This window comes from Aminobacter sp. AP02 (genome assembly GCF_003148805.1).
In the GTDB taxonomy this organism is placed as follows: domain Bacteria; phylum Pseudomonadota; class Alphaproteobacteria; order Rhizobiales; family Rhizobiaceae; genus Aminobacter.
This window is the reverse complement of the sequence record NZ_QGGX01000004.1, coordinates 217,478-234,279: the sequence shown is the minus strand read 5'-3', so window position 1 is coordinate 234,279 and position 16,802 is coordinate 217,478. Positions and strand designations below refer to the sequence as shown.

Genomic DNA, 16,802 nt, shown 5'->3' with positions numbered 1-16,802 from the left:
GAAGTGAACCGGTGTCGGGCGGGGTGTAAAAGTCGTGGCCTGAATTGTGAAAATATGTTAACAAGACGTGGGAGGATAAAATGGCATGCGGGCTCAACATCACATCGTGATCGTGGAGGATGATCCGGTCACAAGGGCTAAGCTCGCGGGTTATTTCCTGGCCGAAGGCTACAAGGTCAGTGAGGCGGGGGATGGCGAACAGATGCGTTCCATCATGGGGCGTTACCCTGCCGATCTGCTGATGATCGACATCAACCTGCCGGGCGAGGATGGCCTCAAGCTCACCCGTGAGCAGCGTGAGCGCTCCGACGTCGGTATCATTTTGGTCACCGGCAGGACCGATACGGTCGACCGCATCGTAGGGCTCGAAATCGGGGCCGATGACTATGTCACGAAGCCCGTCGAGCATCGCGAGCTGCTTGCCAGGGTGAAAGGCCTGCTCCGCCGAGTCGGCAAGGGCCGCCAAATTGGCGTCACGGTAGGCCCACGCCATTTTTACGGCTGGACGCTCGAAGTGTCGCGCCGCACACTACAGGCTACCGATGGAACGTTCGTCGAGTTGACGGGCGCGGAATTCAAGCTTCTGTCAGTGCTGACCGCAAATCCCGGTCAGGTGTTGTCACGCGAGCGCTTGTTGCACGAGATTTCGCGGCGCGAGTGGGACGCCAGCGACCGCACGGTCGATGTGCTCGTGAGACGGCTAAGGCAAAAACTGAACGACAACCCGCGCGCGCCGCGCATCATCGTCACGGCCCATGGCGAAGGCTATTTCTTCGCCCCCGACGCCAGCCAGCCGGCACATGGGGCGATGGCTTTTTGACGGAAATCACCGTGCCGAAGCTGCTGGATCGACCATCTCTCCCAGCATTTTCTGCCATTGCTGCGAGCCCTCGCCGAAGGCCTGCTCGGACGCGTTGACCAATTTCTGCAGCTCGCGCAACGGCGCGTGCTCTACGGCCTCCTCAAGCATTTCTGCCAGCTTCAACAGACGTGGAAACCCAAGTGAACCGGCCGTGCTTCGCGTGGCATGGGCAAGGTCGCGCAGTGCCTCCCGGTCCCCAGTTTTGAGCGCATCCCGCATCGACTGAAAACGGCGTGGCAAGCTGTCATGGGCAATGTGGTGCAGGCGCCGCACTGTTTCGGTTCCGAGAGCGTCGACATCGGCCTGGCAGGCCACCACATCAAGGGCCGCGACCGATTGGGCGTCAAAATGCGCGGCTTGATCGGACAGTGCCGCAATCGCATCGAGCAATTGTTCATGGACGATCGGCTTAGCGACAAAGGCAGTGACACCCGCATCAAGATAGCGGTCGATGTCGGTCTTGAACACATGCGCTGACATCGCCACGACAGGCAGATCGGGCGCGGAGAGTGCGGCGCGTAGCCGTCTCATCGTCTCGATGCCGTCGATGCCGGGCAGGCTGACGTCCATGACCACAAGATCTGGCCTGAACTCTGCAATCGCCTTGAGTGCCAGATAACCCGAACTTACCGCCACTACCCGGTGGCCAGCCTTGGACAGCAGCGTCGTCGAGACCAATCGTGTCGCATCGTCGTCCTCGACCACCAGGATAGCGCGTGGCAATGTGGTGGGCTTGCGCGCTCGCCGACTCCTTTGCTTGGAAGGGCCCGGGCTCAGTGACCTATCCAATGGGATCTCAAATGCGAAAACGCTGCCCTTGCCCGGCTGCGAGCTGACTGCGAGCTCTGCGCCAAGCAGGCGGGCAAATTCACGGCTGATGGCCAGTCCCAATCCGGTTCCGCCGAAACGTCGGGTGATCGAGACATCCATCTGGGCAAACGCCTGGAAGATATCTTCCTGGCGTTCCGTCGAGATACCGATACCGGTATCCGAAACGGCCAGGCGAACATTTTGAACCGTCTTGCGATGGCCGACGACCTCGACCGCAACCACAACGTGGCCATGTTCGGTGAACTTGATCGCGTTGCTCACCAGATTGAACAGGATCTGACGTATCTTGCCCGCGTCGGCGGTAAACGCTCCTCCAAGCTTTGGATCGATTTTGAGTCTGAGATCGAGACCCTTTTCAGCCGCCATCGGCCGCATGAAGGTAACGACACCGGCAACCAGTTCCGAAAGGTCGAAATCGACCTTTTCGATCTCGACATTGCCCGACTCGACCTTCGAGTAATCGAGGATGGCGTTCAAGATGCCGAGCAATGCCTCGCCTGAACTCGCCGCGACCGACAGGTGCTCGCGTTGCTTGGGACCCAGCCTGGTGTCGGAAAGGAGGCGCATCATGCCCAGCATGCCCGTCATCGGCGTGCGTATCTCGTGGCTCATCGTGGCAAGAAAGGCCGACTTGGCGCTGCTGGCCTGTTCGGCCCGGGCGCGTGCTTCGCCATGGTCGATAGCCTCCTGACGCAAGCGTTTGTTGACCAGCCTGATCTGCTCCGTCTGCTCTTCGACCAGTTGCTGCAGTTCTTCGCGATGACGCCTGAGTTCGTCGGTGATGCGCTCGCGTTCTTGTTCCAACTCGAGCCGCCGCCGCGACTCGTCGCGGAACTGGTTGACGGCAATGGCCATGGTGCGCAATTCGTCGTCGCCGGTGTCGGTGACAGTGACGTCAAGGTCGCCTGCCGTCAGGCGCTGCATGGCGCGCGATAGGCCGCTGAGACGGCGCACAAGATTGCGCTCGACATAGAACCAAACGATGGCGCCCGAGGCGAGGATTGCACCAAGCAGTGTCACGACGAGCACCATGACGCCGATGCGAACGGCGTTGTCGGCACGTTCGGCCGTAGTCCTGGCAAATTCGTCGGAGCGGTCGAGAATGTTCCGCGCAACCTGGTTCTGCGTCACGGCAAGCTCGCTATTGGCTTGCGCCATGTCATCGAGGTTGCCGGCCAGATCGACAACATGCTGGCGACGGCCGAAGATCGAGCCCGCGACCGGCACGTCGCCGGCAGCTGCCTCGATGGCGCGGAAGAACTCCACGCCCTGCTTGCGGCGCACCGGGTCGTCAATGCTCAAGATACGCCGTCTTATGACCTTCACATGATCGTGGAAGATGCCGCTGATCTCATTGATCTCGGCCTTCGATTCAGCACGGCTCAACCTGTTGATCAACAGGCTGACCTGGGCGCTTCGGTGGCGAAGCTCGTACATCCGCTCCATGAGATAGATGTCGTGCTCGATCAGCCTGTCAAGCGCGGTATAGGCGTCCTCGCGGCGGCCGGGATCGCCGATCAGGCCGTAGAGACTCGCCGTCACCGCCGATGCACCGGCAGACGCGTTGGAAATCAAGGTTTCAGACAGCAGCAGAATCGACTGGGCCGCCGTTGCTGCCGCTTCGGCACCTTCTCGATATGCCTTGTCCTCTTCCAGCCGCTGCCGGACCAGGTCGTTGTTTTGCTTGAGGTTCGCCAGCATCTTTTCGACCGACCCGGCAAAGGCTTCTACGAGTTCGGGGTCGATAGAGAGGCGCTGGACCTCGGCCAACGACTTGACGATTTCCTGCGATAGCGTGGCGAGCTTGGCCTGCTCGGCCTGCAACTCGTCGCGCGAGCGTACAGCCGCAAGGGCGGGTGCCGTGGCGATCAGCTTGGCGCTGAGTTCTGCGGTGCGCTGGGTGGCGGCGACGGCCGGCAGCGCCTGTGCGTTCACCACGGCCTGGGCATCGGCAATGTTGCGCAGGATCAGCCAGCTCACGACGCCGGATGTCACAGACAAGCCAGTGATGCACAGGAAGGCGAGGAACAGCCTCCCGCCGATGCCGAACCTATGAAGCATGGTTCATTAAACCATGGTTTGCGCTGCCAACGTAAGCTGTCTAGCGTATGGCGATGAAATCTCGCGTTAGTAGCCTATGGCTGGGCCTGTTTTCCGCTGCCTTTCTGGCGCCCCTCGCCTGCCATGATGCCACGGCTGCGGACACGGCGGTGACCTGGAAACTGAATGCCTGGGAACCGCCTTTCGACTATTCGCGGCAACCAACCACCATTGACTACGAACCTGTTGGCAAGGCCGCCAAGTCCTGGCGCATTTGTGCCTCCTACCCGCATCTCAAGGATTCGTACTGGGTCAGCGTCAACTACGGCATGGTTGAGCAGGCGCGCTCGGCGGGCGTCAAGCTGACCGTCGTCGAGGCAGGCGGATATCCGAATGTCGATCGCCAGATCGAGCAGATTCGCACCTGCAGCGCCAACGCCGATGCGCTCATTGTCGGCACGGTTTCTTATGAAGGCCTGACGCCGACAATCAAGGAAATCGCCCAGCGCATCCCGGTGATCGCTACAGTGAACGATATCGATGACGCTGGCATTGCGGCGAAGACCGGCGTTTCGTGGGAAGAGATGGGCCAGTCGATCGGCGCCTATCTCGCTCGCCTCCACCCGACCGGATCGATGCCGGTCAAGGTGGCATGGTTCCCGGGACCCAAGGGCGCAGGCTGGGTCAAGTTCGTGGAAACCGGTTTCCAACGCGCACTGAAGCAGAGTTCTGCAAACATCGCTGCCGTCAAATGGGGCGACACCGGCGTCGAGATACAGCTGCTGCTGATCGAAGAACTGCTCGAGGCCGAACCCGACATCGACTACATCGTCGGCAGCGCCCCAACCGCCGACGCTGCGGTCAGCATTTTGAGGGCGCAAGGCAGGGCGAACCATGTCCAGATCCTGGCCGACTACTTCACGCACGGCACCTACAGGGAGATCATCAGGGGCAAGGTGGTGGCAGCACCTACGGACTCGCCGCCACTGCAAGGACGCATCGCTATCGACCAGGCCATCCGGGCGATCGAGGGCACGCTGCGCTACCGCCATGTCGGACCGCCGGTCGAAGTGATCGATCGGACCAATGTCCAGTCACTTGACCTGGAGCGCAGCCTCGCCCCGGCCTGGTTCAAGCCGACCTTCGAAGTTCAGTAAAAACCGCGCCAGTGTCGCGGCTGCTTGAGCCGCAAATCCCTTGGCTCGCTGTGTCCGGCCGTCAAATAGATTTCTATCATGCTTGCGCCAACGTCAGCATTCCATTTCCATTTCCAATTGCAGTTCGGTGCACGGCAGACCATTTAGGTAGAATATAGACACTTAGGTAGATGGAGACCCCAATGGCGCTGAGCATCAAGGATCCCCAGACCGAGCGCCTTGCCTGCAGCCTTGCGGAACGAACAGGCGAAACAATTACCGTCGCCACCCGCCGCGCTCTCGAGGAGAGAATACGTAGGCTCGGATCCGACACGCGCAAGGCCGCGCTGCTGGAGGATCTTGCTGCCAGTCGGCGGCGCTGGGGTGCCATGCCCGTTCTCGACAGCCGTAGCGCCGACGACATAGTTGGCTACGACGAAAGCGGGCTGCCAAGCTGATGGTCATTGATACATCGGCAATTGTGGCGATCGCCCAGAACCAAGCTGAAGCGGTGACCTTCGAAGAGTTGATCGCGGAGGATTCCGTGCGCCTCATCTCGGCTGCCAGGTGTTTGAAGCGGCCATGGTGCTTGAGACGCGCTTCGGCGAACCGGGCGGGGCCGAACTCGATCTGTGGCTGGCAAGGTTGGGTGTCGAGATCGTCGGGGTCGACGCTGAGCACGCCGATCAGGCCCGGCGCGCGTGGCGACGCTACGGCAAGGACTGAATTATGGGGATTGTTTCTCCTACGCGCTCGCCAGGCTGGCCGATGAACCCTCCTCTTCAAAGGCAACGATTTTTCGCAAACCGACGTCCGAGCGGCGATGCGAGGGAAATGAGCCATCAAGGTTTCACGGCGAGTGGCGCTATCGACAGTCTAGGCGATAGAAACGCTCAATTCCGGTTCAGCGAGCAGCGTGATCTGCCCTCGCCCAAGAAAATCTCCAACGATGCGCGCTGGCACGTCATCGACGGCCCAGCCGCGTCGTCGTCGACGGTAGCGTAAGCGATAGGCAAATCCGACACAGGACTCGTTGGACTTTTGCCGGAGCGAGCTGGCAGCGCTCGCGTACGCTCGACACTAACAGGCAGTCTCGATAACGACCGGCACAGGCCTGTCGCCACAATAGTCGCCTAATTGGCCGCAGATTGTCGACAAAGTAGTTGACAATCTGCGGCGGCTTACGAATATGGCAGCACGATAGGTATGCCGTACTGAGTGATTGCTCCGTCGAGCGGTCAGCGAAGACAGCGGCCGCCGGAGTTGGGAAGCTCGCTCCGCCAGATGGTGGACGTCGGCCCGCGTCGCGTCGGCTTGAGAATAATGACCTTCGAAAACGAAGGCGCCACCTCAAGTGGGAGGATAGAGGATGTTCAAGACCTTGCTCTGGCAGCGACCGTCACTGGTAGGCCGCGCTGCCGACGTCCGTGTTGGGAGAACCAGCGGCGAAATTGTTGCCTTTGGCCGCTCGGCGCATCAGTCCGCTTGCAAGCGGAGCAAACTCCGCTCCCTGCCTAACTGACGAGGCTTCAAATGCTGGTTTTCATTATCAGCCGCATTGGCAATGCCGTCATGGTCATGCTCGCGGTTGCCATGCTCGCTTTCCTGATCTTTCGCCTTGCCGGCGACCCAGTCGAACTCATGGTCACCGAGCAGACGACGCAGGCCGACCGTGACGCCCTGCGTGAGCGGCTGGGTCTCAATGACAGTGTCGTCACGCAGTTCGTGCACTTTGTCGGCAATGCGGCGCGGGGCGATTTCGGCATTTCCTACCGAAACGGCCAGGACGTGCTGACGCTGATCGGCGAACGCTTCCCAGCGACGCTTGAACTGGTGCTGGTGGCGACCTTGATCTCGTTGTTCGCCGGCCTGCCTCTCGGCGTGCTCACCGCAATCAAGCGAGGGCGATGGTACACCGAAACGCTGCAGTTCCTGTCGATCATCGGCGTTTCGCTTCCAAGTTTCGTCGTCGGCATCCTGCTCATCTTGGTGTTTTCGGTCATTCTAGGTTGGTCGCCGTCCTTCGGTCGCGGTGAGGTGGTACAGGTCGGCTGGTGGTCGACGGGCCTGCTCACGCCTTCGGGACGTGCGGCGTTGATCCTTCCAGCCATCGCACTGTCGCTCTACCAGATCACGCTGATCATGCGCCTCGTGCGCGCCGAGATGCTCGAAGTGCTGCGTTCCGATTTTGTGAAATTCGCCCGGGCCCGAGGCATTCCGCGCTGGCGCATCTATTTCCGCCATGCTCTGCGCAACTGCCTGATGCCGGTCGTCACCATGACAGCGATGAACATCGGTTCGCTGATCGCATTTGCGCTGATCACGGAGACAGTCTTCCAGTGGCCTGGAATGGGCATGCTGTTCATCCAGGCGGTGACCTTCCTCGATATCCCTGTCATGGCCGCCTATCTCTGCATCATTTCATTCATCTTCGTCGCGCTGAACACGCTGGTCGACATCACCTATGCGGTGATCGATCCGCGCCTGCGTAGCTCGCACTGACAGCGGGAGGCTAGTCGATGACAACCGACGTTACCAAACCGGGCGCCGTGGCGCGTCCCACCATGCTGAAACGCATCCGCAACAGCGATGTCTGGTGGTCCTTCACCCACAGCAAGTCGGCGATGATCGCTGCCCTTGTGCTGGCCATCCTGGTGCTTGCTGCGGTGTTCGCACCGCTGATCGCGCCGCAGAACCCCTACGATGCGGCCCAGCTCGACATGTGGAAGGCCGAGCTGCCGCCGATCTGGGAGCCGACGGGCGAATGGCCCTACCTGCTCGGCACCGACACGCAAGGCCGCGACATGCTTTCGGCCATCCTCTACGGCACGCGCATCTCCATTTTCATCGGCCTCGGCTCGGTGGCGCTGTCGTTGCTGATCGGCATGACCGCAGGCCTGTGTGCCGGCTTCTTCGGCGGCTTCGCCGACAATCTCCTGATGCGCTTCGGCGACATCACCCTGTCGATCCCGACAATCCTGATCGCCATCCTGGTGTCGACCGTTGCGCGGCAATTGCTGCCGGACAACCTGCGTGAGATTGGTGCTGCGGCCGTGCTTGTGCTGGCGATCTCGCTGTCGGCGTGGGTGCAATATGCCCGCACGGTGCGCGCCCAGACAATCGTCGAGCGCAACAAGGAATATGTGCAGGCGGCAAGGCTGCTCAAGGTGCCGCCGCGCCGTATCCTGGCCTATCACATTCTGCCTAACACGCTGACGCCGGTGCTGGTCGCCGCCACGCTGAACTTCGGCATGGCGATCCTGACAGAGGCGACCTTGTCGTTCCTGGGCATCGGCATGCCGCCCGACCAGCCTTCGCTCGGAACGCTGATCCGCATCGGCAACCAGTTCCTGTTTTCCGGCTCGTGGTGGATCGTGCTGTTCCCGGTGATCCAGCTCTGCCTGCTCGTCGTCGTCGTCAACATCCTCGGCGACTGGCTGCGTGACGTGCTTAATCCGAAACTGAGGTAAGTGCATGACTAGTCTGTTGCTGCGCAATGTTCGTCCCTATGGCGGCGCGAACTCCGACCTGCTGATCCGCAACGGACGGATCGTCGGTGTCGGCCGCTTCGAGGCGGACCCCGGCATGCCTGTCGAGGACGGCAAGGGCGCGATCGCCGTTCCCGGCCTGATCGACGCGCATACCCACCTGGACAAGACAACCTGGGGCATGCCCTGGCACGAAAACAATCGCCGCGCCGTGCTGCGCGAGCGCATCGACTTCGAGCGCGAGAACCGCATCGAGATTGGCATCGACCCGCATCGCCAGTCGATGCGGCACGCCATCGGCCTTGCCGCGCATGGCGCCACCCATATCCGCAGCCATGTCGACATCGACCCGACGCATGGCCTGTTGATCGTCGAAGGCGTGATGGAGACGCGCGAAAAGCTCAAGGGCATCATCGACATCGAGATCGTCGCCTTCCCGCAGTCGGGCGTCATGGTCATGCCCGGCACGCTGGAATTGCTCGACGAGGCGCTAGGCCAGGGCTGCGAGGTTCTCGGCGGTATCGATCCTTGCGGCATCGACCGCGACCCCAAGGGCCAGTTGGACGCCATCTTTGCGCTGGCTCTTAAGCACCAGTGCCCTATCGACATCCACCTGCATGAGGCGGGCGATCTCGGCGCCTTCACCATGGAACTGATGTTCGAGCGCATCCGCGCCAACGGCATGCAGGGCAAGGTTGCCATCAGCCACGCCTTTGCGCTCGGCATGAACGATTATCTGCGCGTCGGCCAACTCATCGAGCAGATCGCCGAACTGGACGTTGCGATCCTGACGACGGGAGCGCCGTCGGCAACGGTACCGTCGATCATGCGCCTCAAGCAGGCAGGCGTGCGCGTCGGCGCCGGCTGCGACGGCATCCGCGACACCTGGGGCCCCTGGGGCCAGCCAGACATGCTCGACCGCGCCAAGATCGTCGGCATGAAGAACGGCCTGCGTTCGGATATCGAGCTGGCGCATCTGCTGCACATGGTCTCGCAGGGCGGCGCCGATGTCATGCGTCTCGAGGGCTACGGCATCGCGGAAGGCTGCAAGGCCGATCTGACGCTGCTGACAGGCGAGACGCTTGCCCATGCGGTAGTCGATGTCGCGCCACGTCCGCTGGTCGTCAAGGGCGGCCGCGTCACCGCGCGCAACGGCCAGGCTACGGTGGAAATGCCATGACCAGGCAGGTTCTCGAAACACTTGAACTCGGCAAGCGCCCCGATGGGCGTACGCTGATCACAGCCGCCTGGGTGCTCGGACACCGCGATGGCAGCCACCGGCTGATCCCCAATGGCCAGGTCGTCGTCGAGGGCGGCGAGGTTGTCTATGTCGGCACCGATTTCACCGGTGAGGTCGCTCGCCGCATCGATTTCGGCGCCGCACTCGTCAGCCCTGGCCTCATCGACCTCGACGCGCTGTCGGATCTCGACACCACCATTTTGGGCATCGACCATCACCCGGGCTGGGCCAAGGGCCGCGTATGGCCGCGCCACTATGTCGAGGCCGGTCCCTACGAGATGTATTCGCAAGAAGAGCTTGCCTTCCAGAAGCGCTTTGCCTTCGGCCAGCTCCTTTTGAACGGCATCACCACCGCAGCCCCCATCGCCTCGCTGTTTTATCGTGAGTGGGGCGAGACGGTCGCCGAGTTCGACGCGGCAGCCGACGCGGCCGGCGATCTCGGCCTACGTGTCTACCTCAGCCCGGCCTATCGCGCCGGTGGCATGGTGCTTGAGGCGCCGGGTCGGATGGAGGCCGTGTTCAATGAGGCGCGCGGCCTCGCCGGCCTGCGCGACGCGGTCGACTATATCGGCCGTCAGACCGGCCGTCATGGCGACCTGGTGCGTGGCATGCTGGTGCCTGATCGCGTCGAGACCTGCACGGAAGAGCTTCTGCGCCAGACCCAGGCTGCGGCTGAAGAGCTTGGCTGCAAGATCCGCCTGCACATGGCGCAGGGCTCGATGGAGGTCGAAACCGTCCGCAAGCTGCATGGCACGACCGCGCCCGTGTGGCTGGCGCGTGCCGGCCTGCTCAACGAGCGGCTGATCGCCCCGCACGCCACCAACGCCACCGACGAAGACCTCGGGCTCTATGCCGACAACGGCGTGTCGATCGTGCATTGCCCGCTGGTCTCGGCACGTGGTGGCAGCACGCTCAACTCGTTCTCGAAGTGCAAGGCGCGCGGCATCAACATCGCGATGGGCACCGACACGACACCTGCCGACATGCTTATGAACCTGCTCGTTGGCCTGATCGCCTGCCGCATCAACGACGGTGCCCCTGATCGTGTCCGCAGCGCCGACCTGTTCGATGCCGCAACGCTTGGCGGCGCCAAGGCGCTTGGCCGCGACGACCTGGGCAAGCTTGTTCCAGGCGCGCGTGCCGACATTGCAGTGTTCGGCGTGGATGACGCGGTCATGGCGCCATCCATCGATCCGATCACCACGCTGGTGACAGGCGGCTCGGGCAAGGTAACGCAGGCCGTGTTCGTCGACGGGCGTCTGTCGATGCGCTTCGGCGAGGTTGCCGGCATCGACATGAAGGCGGCACGCCAGCAGGCCCAGCGCCAGTTCGACGGTCTCATCGCCAAGTATCCGGAACGCAGCTGGGCCAACCCGCCGGTTTCGGAGATCTTCCCGCCCAGCTACCCGATAGAGGTCAACGATAATGGCTGACACCGAGAAGGCAGTGCTTGAAGTACGTAACCTCAAGGTCGAGTTCCCTGGCCGCCGCGGGGTGGCGACCGCTCTTTCCGAAGTGAGCCTGTCGATCCGCCCTGGCGAGATCCTGGGCGTGGTCGGCGAATCCGGTGCCGGCAAGTCGATGACGGGGCTGGCGATCCAGGGCCTGCTCGAGCGGCCGGGCCGCATCGCCGATGGCGAGATCTGGCTCGGTGATCGTCGCATCGACCAGCTTAGCGACCGCGAGATGGAGACGATCCGCGGCCGCGAGATCGGCGCGATTTTCCAGGACCCGCTGACCTCGCTCAACCCGCTGTTCACGGTTGGCGCGCAACTCACCGAGACCATCCGGCAGCATCTCGACATGGGCCGGGCGGAAGCCAGGGCGCGGGCGATTTCGCTGCTCAAGGATGTCGGCATTCCATCGCCGGAAGACCGCTTCAACCAGTACCCGCACCAGTTTTCCGGCGGCATGCGTCAGCGCGTGGTCATCGCGCTGGCACTGGCCGCATCGCCGAAGCTGATCATAGCCGACGAACCGACTACGGCGCTCGACGTGTCGATCCAGGCGCAGATCACCTCGTTATTGCGCAAACTGTGCAAGGAGAAGCAGACGGCGGTGATGCTGGTGACCCACGACATGGGCGTCATCGCCGAAACCGCCGACCGCATCGCGGTAATGTATGCAGGCCGCCTCGTCGAGATCGGGCCTGTCGCCGAGGTGCTGCATGCGCCAAAGCATCCCTATACGCGCGGGCTGATGGCTTCGATCCCCGCACTTGGTGCGCGTGTCGAGCGGCTCAACCAGATCGACGGCTCGATGCCGAGGCTCGATGCCATTCCAAACGGTTGCGCCTTCAATCCGCGCTGCAGGGACGCCGGACCGCGCTGTTCGCGCGACCGGCCGAGCCTGACGCCGGCGGGTGCGGGAGCTAGTGCGTGCTGGATCAATGCAGGAGGAACCGCATGACCGCGATGACTGCACACAAGACCTCGGCGCTCAGCGTCGACGGGCTCGTCAAGACGTTCGACGTTTCGGCCCCGTGGCTCAACCGCGTGGTCGAGCGCAAGCCGCGGCAATATCTGCAGGCCGTCAACGACATCAGTTTCGAGGTGCCGCTCGGCGGTTGTCTCAGCCTCGTCGGCGAAAGTGGTTGCGGCAAGTCGACCGTCGCGCGCCTGGTGACCGGGTTGTACCGGGCAAACAGTGGCGAGATGCGCTTTGCGCCTGGCGAAGACGGCAAGCCGCTGTCGGCCCAGATGATCTTCCAGGACCCCTACGCCTCGCTTAACCCACGCTGGCGGGTGAAGAACATCATCGCCGAGCCGATCCGCGAGCTGAAGCTCAGGAATACCGCGGCGGAGATCGACGAGCGCGTGGCGGAACTGTTGAAGACCGTCGGACTATCGGCCTCCGATGGCGACAAGTTCCCGCATGAATTTTCAGGCGGCCAGCGCCAGCGCATTTCGATCGCCCGCGCTCTCGCCAGCGAGCCGCGCTTCCTGGTCTGCGACGAGCCGACCTCGGCACTCGACGTGTCGGTGCAGGCGCAAGTGCTCAACCTGATGCGTCGCCTGCAGGATGAGTTCGGGCTGACCTACCTGTTCATCAGCCACGACATGAGCGTTGTACGCCACATGTCGGACCGCATCGCGGTGATGTATCTCGGGCGCATCGTCGAGGAAGGCGAGACCGAGGAGCTGTTCGCCAAGCCGCGGCATCCCTATACGCAGATGCTGTTGCAGACGATCCCGAACATTGAAAAGCCTCACCGGGACCGGGTAGTGGCCGCAGGCGAGGTGCCGAGCCCGCTCAAGCCGCCATCCGGCTGCACCTTCCATCCGCGTTGCCCGATGGCGACGGCCCAGTGCGCACGCGAGCTTCCCGCAGTGCGCACGCTCGCCAGCGGAACGCGCGTGGCCTGCCATCTGGTGCAAGACGCATGATGTCGCTGCGGGCTGAACTACGCCAGTGCGGCCCGCAAGTCGTGGGAGATGTCGCGCACTTCCCTCAGGTCGAGCTCCGTTTCGACGTGCTCGAGATGATGTTCCATCAGTGCTGCCGCTCTCTTGAAATTGCCCTTGGCAATCTCCTCGACGATTTCGTCGTGCTCGTCAGGGCCGCAGTTGAAGCGGGCCGTGTTGCGGTAGACGGCGGTAATCAGCGAGGTGCGCGAAATCAGGTCGCGCATCATCCCAAACAAGAAATCGGAGCCGGAGATCTCGGCCAGCAGAAGATGAAAGCCACCCGACAGCTTGATGATGTCGGTGGTGATGTCCTTGGCGCTGGCGATGCGTTCCTGGGCGACGTGGTTGCGCAGCCGCGTAACGTCGGCCTTGGTGATCGAGGTGCCGATCCGTTCGACGACGCAGGCTTCGACGGAGCGTCGCACGGCGAATACGTCCCTGGCCTCGTCAACAGAGGGATGGCAGACAAAAGCGCCACGATTTGGGATGATGGTTACCAGCCCTTCGCGTTCCAGCGCGGTGAGTGCCTGGCGGATTCGAGCCCGGCTGACGTCGAAAATCGCCGCCAGTTGACCCTCCTTCAGCTGGACGCCAGGACGCAGTCGTCGTTCAGCAATCGAAAGCCATACTTTTTCGACAATCTGCTGGGTCGAAACGCTTGCTTGCTCGGTCATGAAACTATGCCCCCACCAAGGCCGACATTCGACATGCGCAACAAAAAGTCAACATGTACAGAGATTACCTGAATCGCTCATTGCTGACAATTATCTATCAAATTGTGTACCAATGAAGCAGGACTGAGAGGCCGAATGGAGTTCGATTTTACAAAGCTGGAGATGGACAGCCGCTATCGCCTGCTTACCAATTTCATTGGTCCGCGGCCGATCGCACTCGTTACCACCCGCTCGCCCAGCGGGCGCAGCAATGCCGCGCCAATGAGTTTCTTCAACGTCTTTTCGCACGAGCCGCCCATCGTGGTGCTTGGCATCCAGCCTCGCCTGTCGGGGGAGGAAAAAGACACGGTCGCAAACATCAGACGTACCGGAGAGTTTACGGTTGCGATGGTCGACATGGCGCTGTCACAGCAGATGCTTGTCTGCGGACTTGGCTTCGACAGCGGCGTCGATGAACTCGAAATGGCCGGGCTGCCGACAGCCAAGGGCACCCAGATCGATGTCGACTACATCACCAGCGCGCCTTGCTCCTTTGAGTGCCGGGTCGAGCGGCTGATCGAGTTCCCACGCCGTGTGCTCGTGCTCGGAGAAGTCGTCCACATGCATGTCCGCCGAGACTGCCTCGATGAGGCTGGACGCTACGTCAATCCGGAAGTCTACCAGCCGATCGCGCGGCTGCATGCGGACAATTACATCACATCCGATCGCCAGTTCGTGCTCAAGGCACCTGCGATCGCGGACGTCTTGAAGGCCAGCGAGAGCGGCGAATAGGATTAACCAACGTGCATATTCGTCTGATCAATCCAAATTCGACTGTTTCCATGACCAATCAGGTGCTGGAGAGCGCGCTCCGCGTGGCCAGTGCGGGAACGCATGTTAGCGCAGTGAATCCGACGAGGTCGCCTGTCAGCATCGAAGGCAGTGTAGACGAGGCGGTGGCGGTTCCGGACATGTTGTCCGAGATAAAGAAGGGCGAAGAGCTGGGCGTCGATGCCTATGTGATTGCCTGCTTCGATGACCCAGGACTGCATGCGGCGCGCGAGATGGCCAAAGGGCCAGTCATCGGAATCTGCCAGGCCGCAGTCCAGGTTGCGATGACGATCAGCCGCCGCTTTTCGGTCGTTACCACGTTGCCGCGATCGGTTCCGATCATCGAAGACATCGTCCAGGCCTATGGTGCCGGACATCATTGCCGCGCCGTTCATGCGATCGACCTGCCGGTGCTCGGCCTTGAGGAGGATCCCGAAACCGCCGAACGGCTGCTGATCGACGTGATCGAACGCTCCAAGATCGAAGATCGCGCGGAAGCCATCATCCTGGGCTGCGCTGGAATGTCGAGCCTGTGCGAGCGGCTCGCCCAAGCGACCGGCGTTCCTGTGATCGATGGCGTAACGGCCGCGCTCAAGATCGCCGAGGCCCTCGTCGGCGCTGGCTACTCCACCTCCAAGGTCAACGCCTACAATTATCCCCGCCAGAAACAAGCGGGTAATGCTGGCAGCCTTGCGCCACAGCGTCTGGCAATGAACGGCTGAGAACTGCGGCCCATCTGTGGTGGGTCCGCCTTTTCGCACCAGTCTCGGCCAAAAAAAGGTCCGCCGAAGGATTATCTTCGGCGGACGGATTGTTTTCCGAAGGGTCAGACTGCTGGAGGCGCCGGCGGAACTACGGGCTCCTCGAAAGTACGGTAGAGCTGCCCCCATCCCGGGTTGTGCATATGTGCTTGAAGGCCCGCCCGTTCGACCAGAGCCTGGGCCTCGCGCTCGCCGAAATCGAGCGCCTGCTCGACGTCAGCAGTCAGCACCTTGCCGCCCTCCATCAAAATCTTGCCATCGACGATGACGGTCTCTACATCGCTGCCGAGCACCTGATGCGCGAGCCGGTGGATCACCATCCAGTTTGGCGTCAGGTGCGGCTGGCGCATGTTGATGATGGCGATGTCCGCCTTCTTGCCAACTTCCAGCGAACCGATCTCATGCGCCATGCCGAGCGCCTTGGCTGCATCGATAGTGATCATCTCGAAAAGCTTGCCGGGAGGCAGCAGGTAACGGTCGTGATTTGCCAGCAGATGCTGGGTGTACTGCGCCAGGCGCGCCGTCTGGAACATGTCGAAATGGCGGCTTGGCGACACCCCGTCGGTGGTGATTGCCACCGGAACGCCCCTGGCGATCATGTTGAGAATGGGCGTGGAACGACCGGGAGGGGCATGGGTGACGAAGGTGCCGGTCTCGGCCAGGATGTCGATTTCCTGGTGTGAAATGCCCCAGCAATGCTGCAGGTGCACGTCCGGGCCAAGGATCGCATTTTCCTTGTCCTGGAAAGCCATGCGGATCTGCCCGGCAAAGGCATCGGAGTGGATGCGCACGCCCCATTTGCGCGCCGTTTCGCGGACCCTGCGGGCCTGCATGCGATCATTGTCGGTGAGCTTAACCGCCTGATCGGGCGATGACATGTTGGACGGGTCTAGCGATGGCACGATGGTGAAGGGCGTGATGAATACCTTGATACGGCCATCGGCGCTGCCGTCCAGTTCCTGGATCGTCGCCTCGGCACCCTCGATCATTTCTTCGAACGAAACGTGCCGCCGTACCGGGCTTCCGGTTTCCCACCGTGTCACCGCATGGGGCCATGGCAGCCCGGCGGGTCCGACGCAGATGATTTCCCTCAAGCCGATCTCGCCATAGGCCTTGGCGTGATTGCTGGCAAAGACCGGATCGTCGCTTCTCGGCATCGACGAGATGATGCTGACGCCGGTGGTGACGCCTGCGCGCAGGCGCTCGAGACCCGAAACGAGTCCGTCCGCATACCAGTAGTCGCGGGTCGTATAGTGATGGTAGGTGGGGGTGACGATCTTCATCCACATCGAGTTGGTATCCGCGGCGATGCTGCGGATAAGCACGTGCCCGGCATGACCGTGTGCGTCGATCAACCCGGGAATGACGAGCTTGCCGCGACAATCCAAGACCTTCTTGCCTTGGTGCCTCGCCTGGAGATCGCCGCTCGATCCAATGTCGACAATCCTGTCGCCCGATATCGCAATTGCGCCGTCTTCTATGATGCGTCTTTCAGGATCGACGGTGACGATCGTTGCGTGCACCAAAAGCATGTCGGTCAAGTCTTTTCCTCC

General features: G+C 61.9%; 14 protein-coding genes and 1 pseudogene. 12 read left to right on the top strand and 3 right to left on the bottom strand.

The genetic code is table 11. The features are described from left to right. The first annotated feature begins 85 nt into the window (after positions 1-85). Positions 86-820: a two-component system response regulator TorR gene (gene torR / locus C8K44_RS06790; RefSeq protein WP_109574998.1), complete on the top strand. Its 735-nt coding sequence runs from the start codon at positions 86-88 to the stop codon at positions 818-820. A 6-nt stretch (positions 821-826) separates the two neighbouring features. Here the strand turns inward: torR and torS are convergent, their stop codons facing one another. Continuing rightward, positions 827-3,754, bottom strand: a complete 2,928-nt coding sequence (torS, locus tag C8K44_RS06785; RefSeq protein ID WP_109574997.1) for a TMAO reductase system sensor histidine kinase/response regulator TorS — start codon at positions 3,752-3,754, stop codon at positions 827-829. Between the two features lie 47 nt (positions 3,755-3,801). Between torS and torT the strand changes: the two genes are divergently transcribed. The 9 genes and pseudogenes from torT to C8K44_RS06740 all read left to right on the top strand — a co-directional run bounded on the left by torT (position 3,802) and on the right by C8K44_RS06740 (position 12,983). After that, positions 3,802-4,890 carry a TMAO reductase system periplasmic protein TorT gene (torT, locus tag C8K44_RS06780; protein WP_348626319.1) on the top strand — a complete coding sequence of 363 codons (1,089 nt, stop codon included), beginning with the start codon at positions 3,802-3,804 and terminating at the stop codon, positions 4,888-4,890. A 182-nt stretch (positions 4,891-5,072) separates the two neighbouring features. Then, entirely contained in the window at positions 5,073-5,327 is a 255-nt protein-coding gene (locus C8K44_RS06775; RefSeq protein WP_109575108.1) for a type II toxin-antitoxin system VapB family antitoxin, read from the top strand. Next, a pseudogene (locus C8K44_RS06770) lies at positions 5,327-5,707 on the top strand (type II toxin-antitoxin system VapC family toxin). Before C8K44_RS06775 ends, C8K44_RS06770 begins: the two are co-directional and overlap by 1 nt. A gap of 695 nt (positions 5,708-6,402) precedes the next feature. Beyond that, entirely contained in the window at positions 6,403-7,371 is a 969-nt protein-coding gene (locus C8K44_RS06765; protein ID WP_109574996.1) for an ABC transporter permease, read from the top strand. Positions 7,372-7,388: 17 nt separating this feature from the next. Next, entirely contained in the window at positions 7,389-8,339 is a 951-nt protein-coding gene (locus tag C8K44_RS06760) for an ABC transporter permease (RefSeq protein ID WP_109574995.1), read from the top strand. A 4-nt stretch (positions 8,340-8,343) separates the two neighbouring features. Next, on the top strand, positions 8,344-9,537 hold the full coding sequence (locus C8K44_RS06755; RefSeq protein ID WP_109574994.1) for an amidohydrolase family protein: 1,194 nt from the start codon (positions 8,344-8,346) through the stop codon (positions 9,535-9,537). Next, complete coding sequence (locus C8K44_RS06750; RefSeq protein WP_109574993.1) at positions 9,534-11,030, top strand: amidohydrolase family protein; 1,497 nt, start codon at positions 9,534-9,536, stop codon at positions 11,028-11,030. Before C8K44_RS06755 ends, C8K44_RS06750 begins: the two co-directional genes overlap by 4 nt. Then, positions 11,023-12,006: an ABC transporter ATP-binding protein gene (locus tag C8K44_RS06745; RefSeq protein ID WP_109574992.1), complete on the top strand. Its 984-nt coding sequence runs from the start codon at positions 11,023-11,025 to the stop codon at positions 12,004-12,006. Before C8K44_RS06750 ends, C8K44_RS06745 begins: the two co-directional genes overlap by 8 nt. Next, positions 12,003-12,983, top strand: a complete 981-nt coding sequence (locus tag C8K44_RS06740; protein ID WP_199227031.1) for an ABC transporter ATP-binding protein — start codon at positions 12,003-12,005, stop codon at positions 12,981-12,983. Before C8K44_RS06745 ends, C8K44_RS06740 begins: the two co-directional genes overlap by 4 nt. A 17-nt stretch (positions 12,984-13,000) precedes the next feature. Here C8K44_RS06740 and C8K44_RS06735 read toward each other — a convergent pair whose 3' ends face one another. Then, a complete protein-coding gene (locus tag C8K44_RS06735) occupies positions 13,001-13,678 on the bottom strand; it encodes a GntR family transcriptional regulator (protein WP_109574991.1) in 678 nt (225 codons plus the stop codon). Positions 13,679-13,813: 135 nt separating this feature from the next. Between C8K44_RS06735 and C8K44_RS06730 the strand changes: the two genes are divergently transcribed. Then, positions 13,814-14,449, top strand: a complete 636-nt coding sequence (locus tag C8K44_RS06730; protein WP_109574990.1) for a flavin reductase family protein — start codon at positions 13,814-13,816, stop codon at positions 14,447-14,449. Between the two features lie 11 nt (positions 14,450-14,460). After that, on the top strand, positions 14,461-15,210 hold the full coding sequence (locus tag C8K44_RS06725) for an aspartate/glutamate racemase family protein (RefSeq protein ID WP_109574989.1): 750 nt from the start codon (positions 14,461-14,463) through the stop codon (positions 15,208-15,210). A gap of 104 nt (positions 15,211-15,314) precedes the next feature. On the opposite strand, the gene C8K44_RS06720 is transcribed toward C8K44_RS06725, so the two are convergent. Next, positions 15,315-16,790 (bottom strand): amidohydrolase family protein, encoded by a 1,476-nt coding sequence (locus C8K44_RS06720; protein ID WP_109574988.1) that lies wholly within the window; start codon positions 16,788-16,790, stop codon positions 15,315-15,317. Positions 16,791-16,802 lie beyond the last annotated feature (12 nt).

What these genes read in the sequence shown, in the direction of transcription:
- torR (WP_109574998.1), top strand. Translation starts at nt 86, where the DNA reads ATGCGGGCTCAACATCACATCGTGATCGTGGAGGATGATCCGGTCACA.
- torS (WP_109574997.1), bottom strand. Translation starts at nt 3,754, where the DNA reads ATGCTTCATAGGTTCGGCATCGGCGGGAGGCTGTTCCTCGCCTTCCTG.
- torT (WP_348626319.1), top strand. Translation starts at nt 3,802, where the DNA reads ATGGCGATGAAATCTCGCGTTAGTAGCCTATGGCTGGGCCTGTTTTCC.
- C8K44_RS06775 (WP_109575108.1), top strand. Translation starts at nt 5,073, where the DNA reads ATGGCGCTGAGCATCAAGGATCCCCAGACCGAGCGCCTTGCCTGCAGC.
- C8K44_RS06765 (WP_109574996.1), top strand. Translation starts at nt 6,403, where the DNA reads ATGCTGGTTTTCATTATCAGCCGCATTGGCAATGCCGTCATGGTCATG.
- C8K44_RS06760 (WP_109574995.1), top strand. Translation starts at nt 7,389, where the DNA reads ATGACAACCGACGTTACCAAACCGGGCGCCGTGGCGCGTCCCACCATG.
- C8K44_RS06755 (WP_109574994.1), top strand. Translation starts at nt 8,344, where the DNA reads ATGACTAGTCTGTTGCTGCGCAATGTTCGTCCCTATGGCGGCGCGAAC.
- C8K44_RS06750 (WP_109574993.1), top strand. Translation starts at nt 9,534, where the DNA reads ATGACCAGGCAGGTTCTCGAAACACTTGAACTCGGCAAGCGCCCCGAT.
- C8K44_RS06745 (WP_109574992.1), top strand. Translation starts at nt 11,023, where the DNA reads ATGGCTGACACCGAGAAGGCAGTGCTTGAAGTACGTAACCTCAAGGTC.
- C8K44_RS06740 (WP_199227031.1), top strand. Translation starts at nt 12,003, where the DNA reads ATGACCGCGATGACTGCACACAAGACCTCGGCGCTCAGCGTCGACGGG.
- C8K44_RS06735 (WP_109574991.1), bottom strand. Translation starts at nt 13,678, where the DNA reads ATGACCGAGCAAGCAAGCGTTTCGACCCAGCAGATTGTCGAAAAAGTA.
- C8K44_RS06730 (WP_109574990.1), top strand. Translation starts at nt 13,814, where the DNA reads ATGGAGTTCGATTTTACAAAGCTGGAGATGGACAGCCGCTATCGCCTG.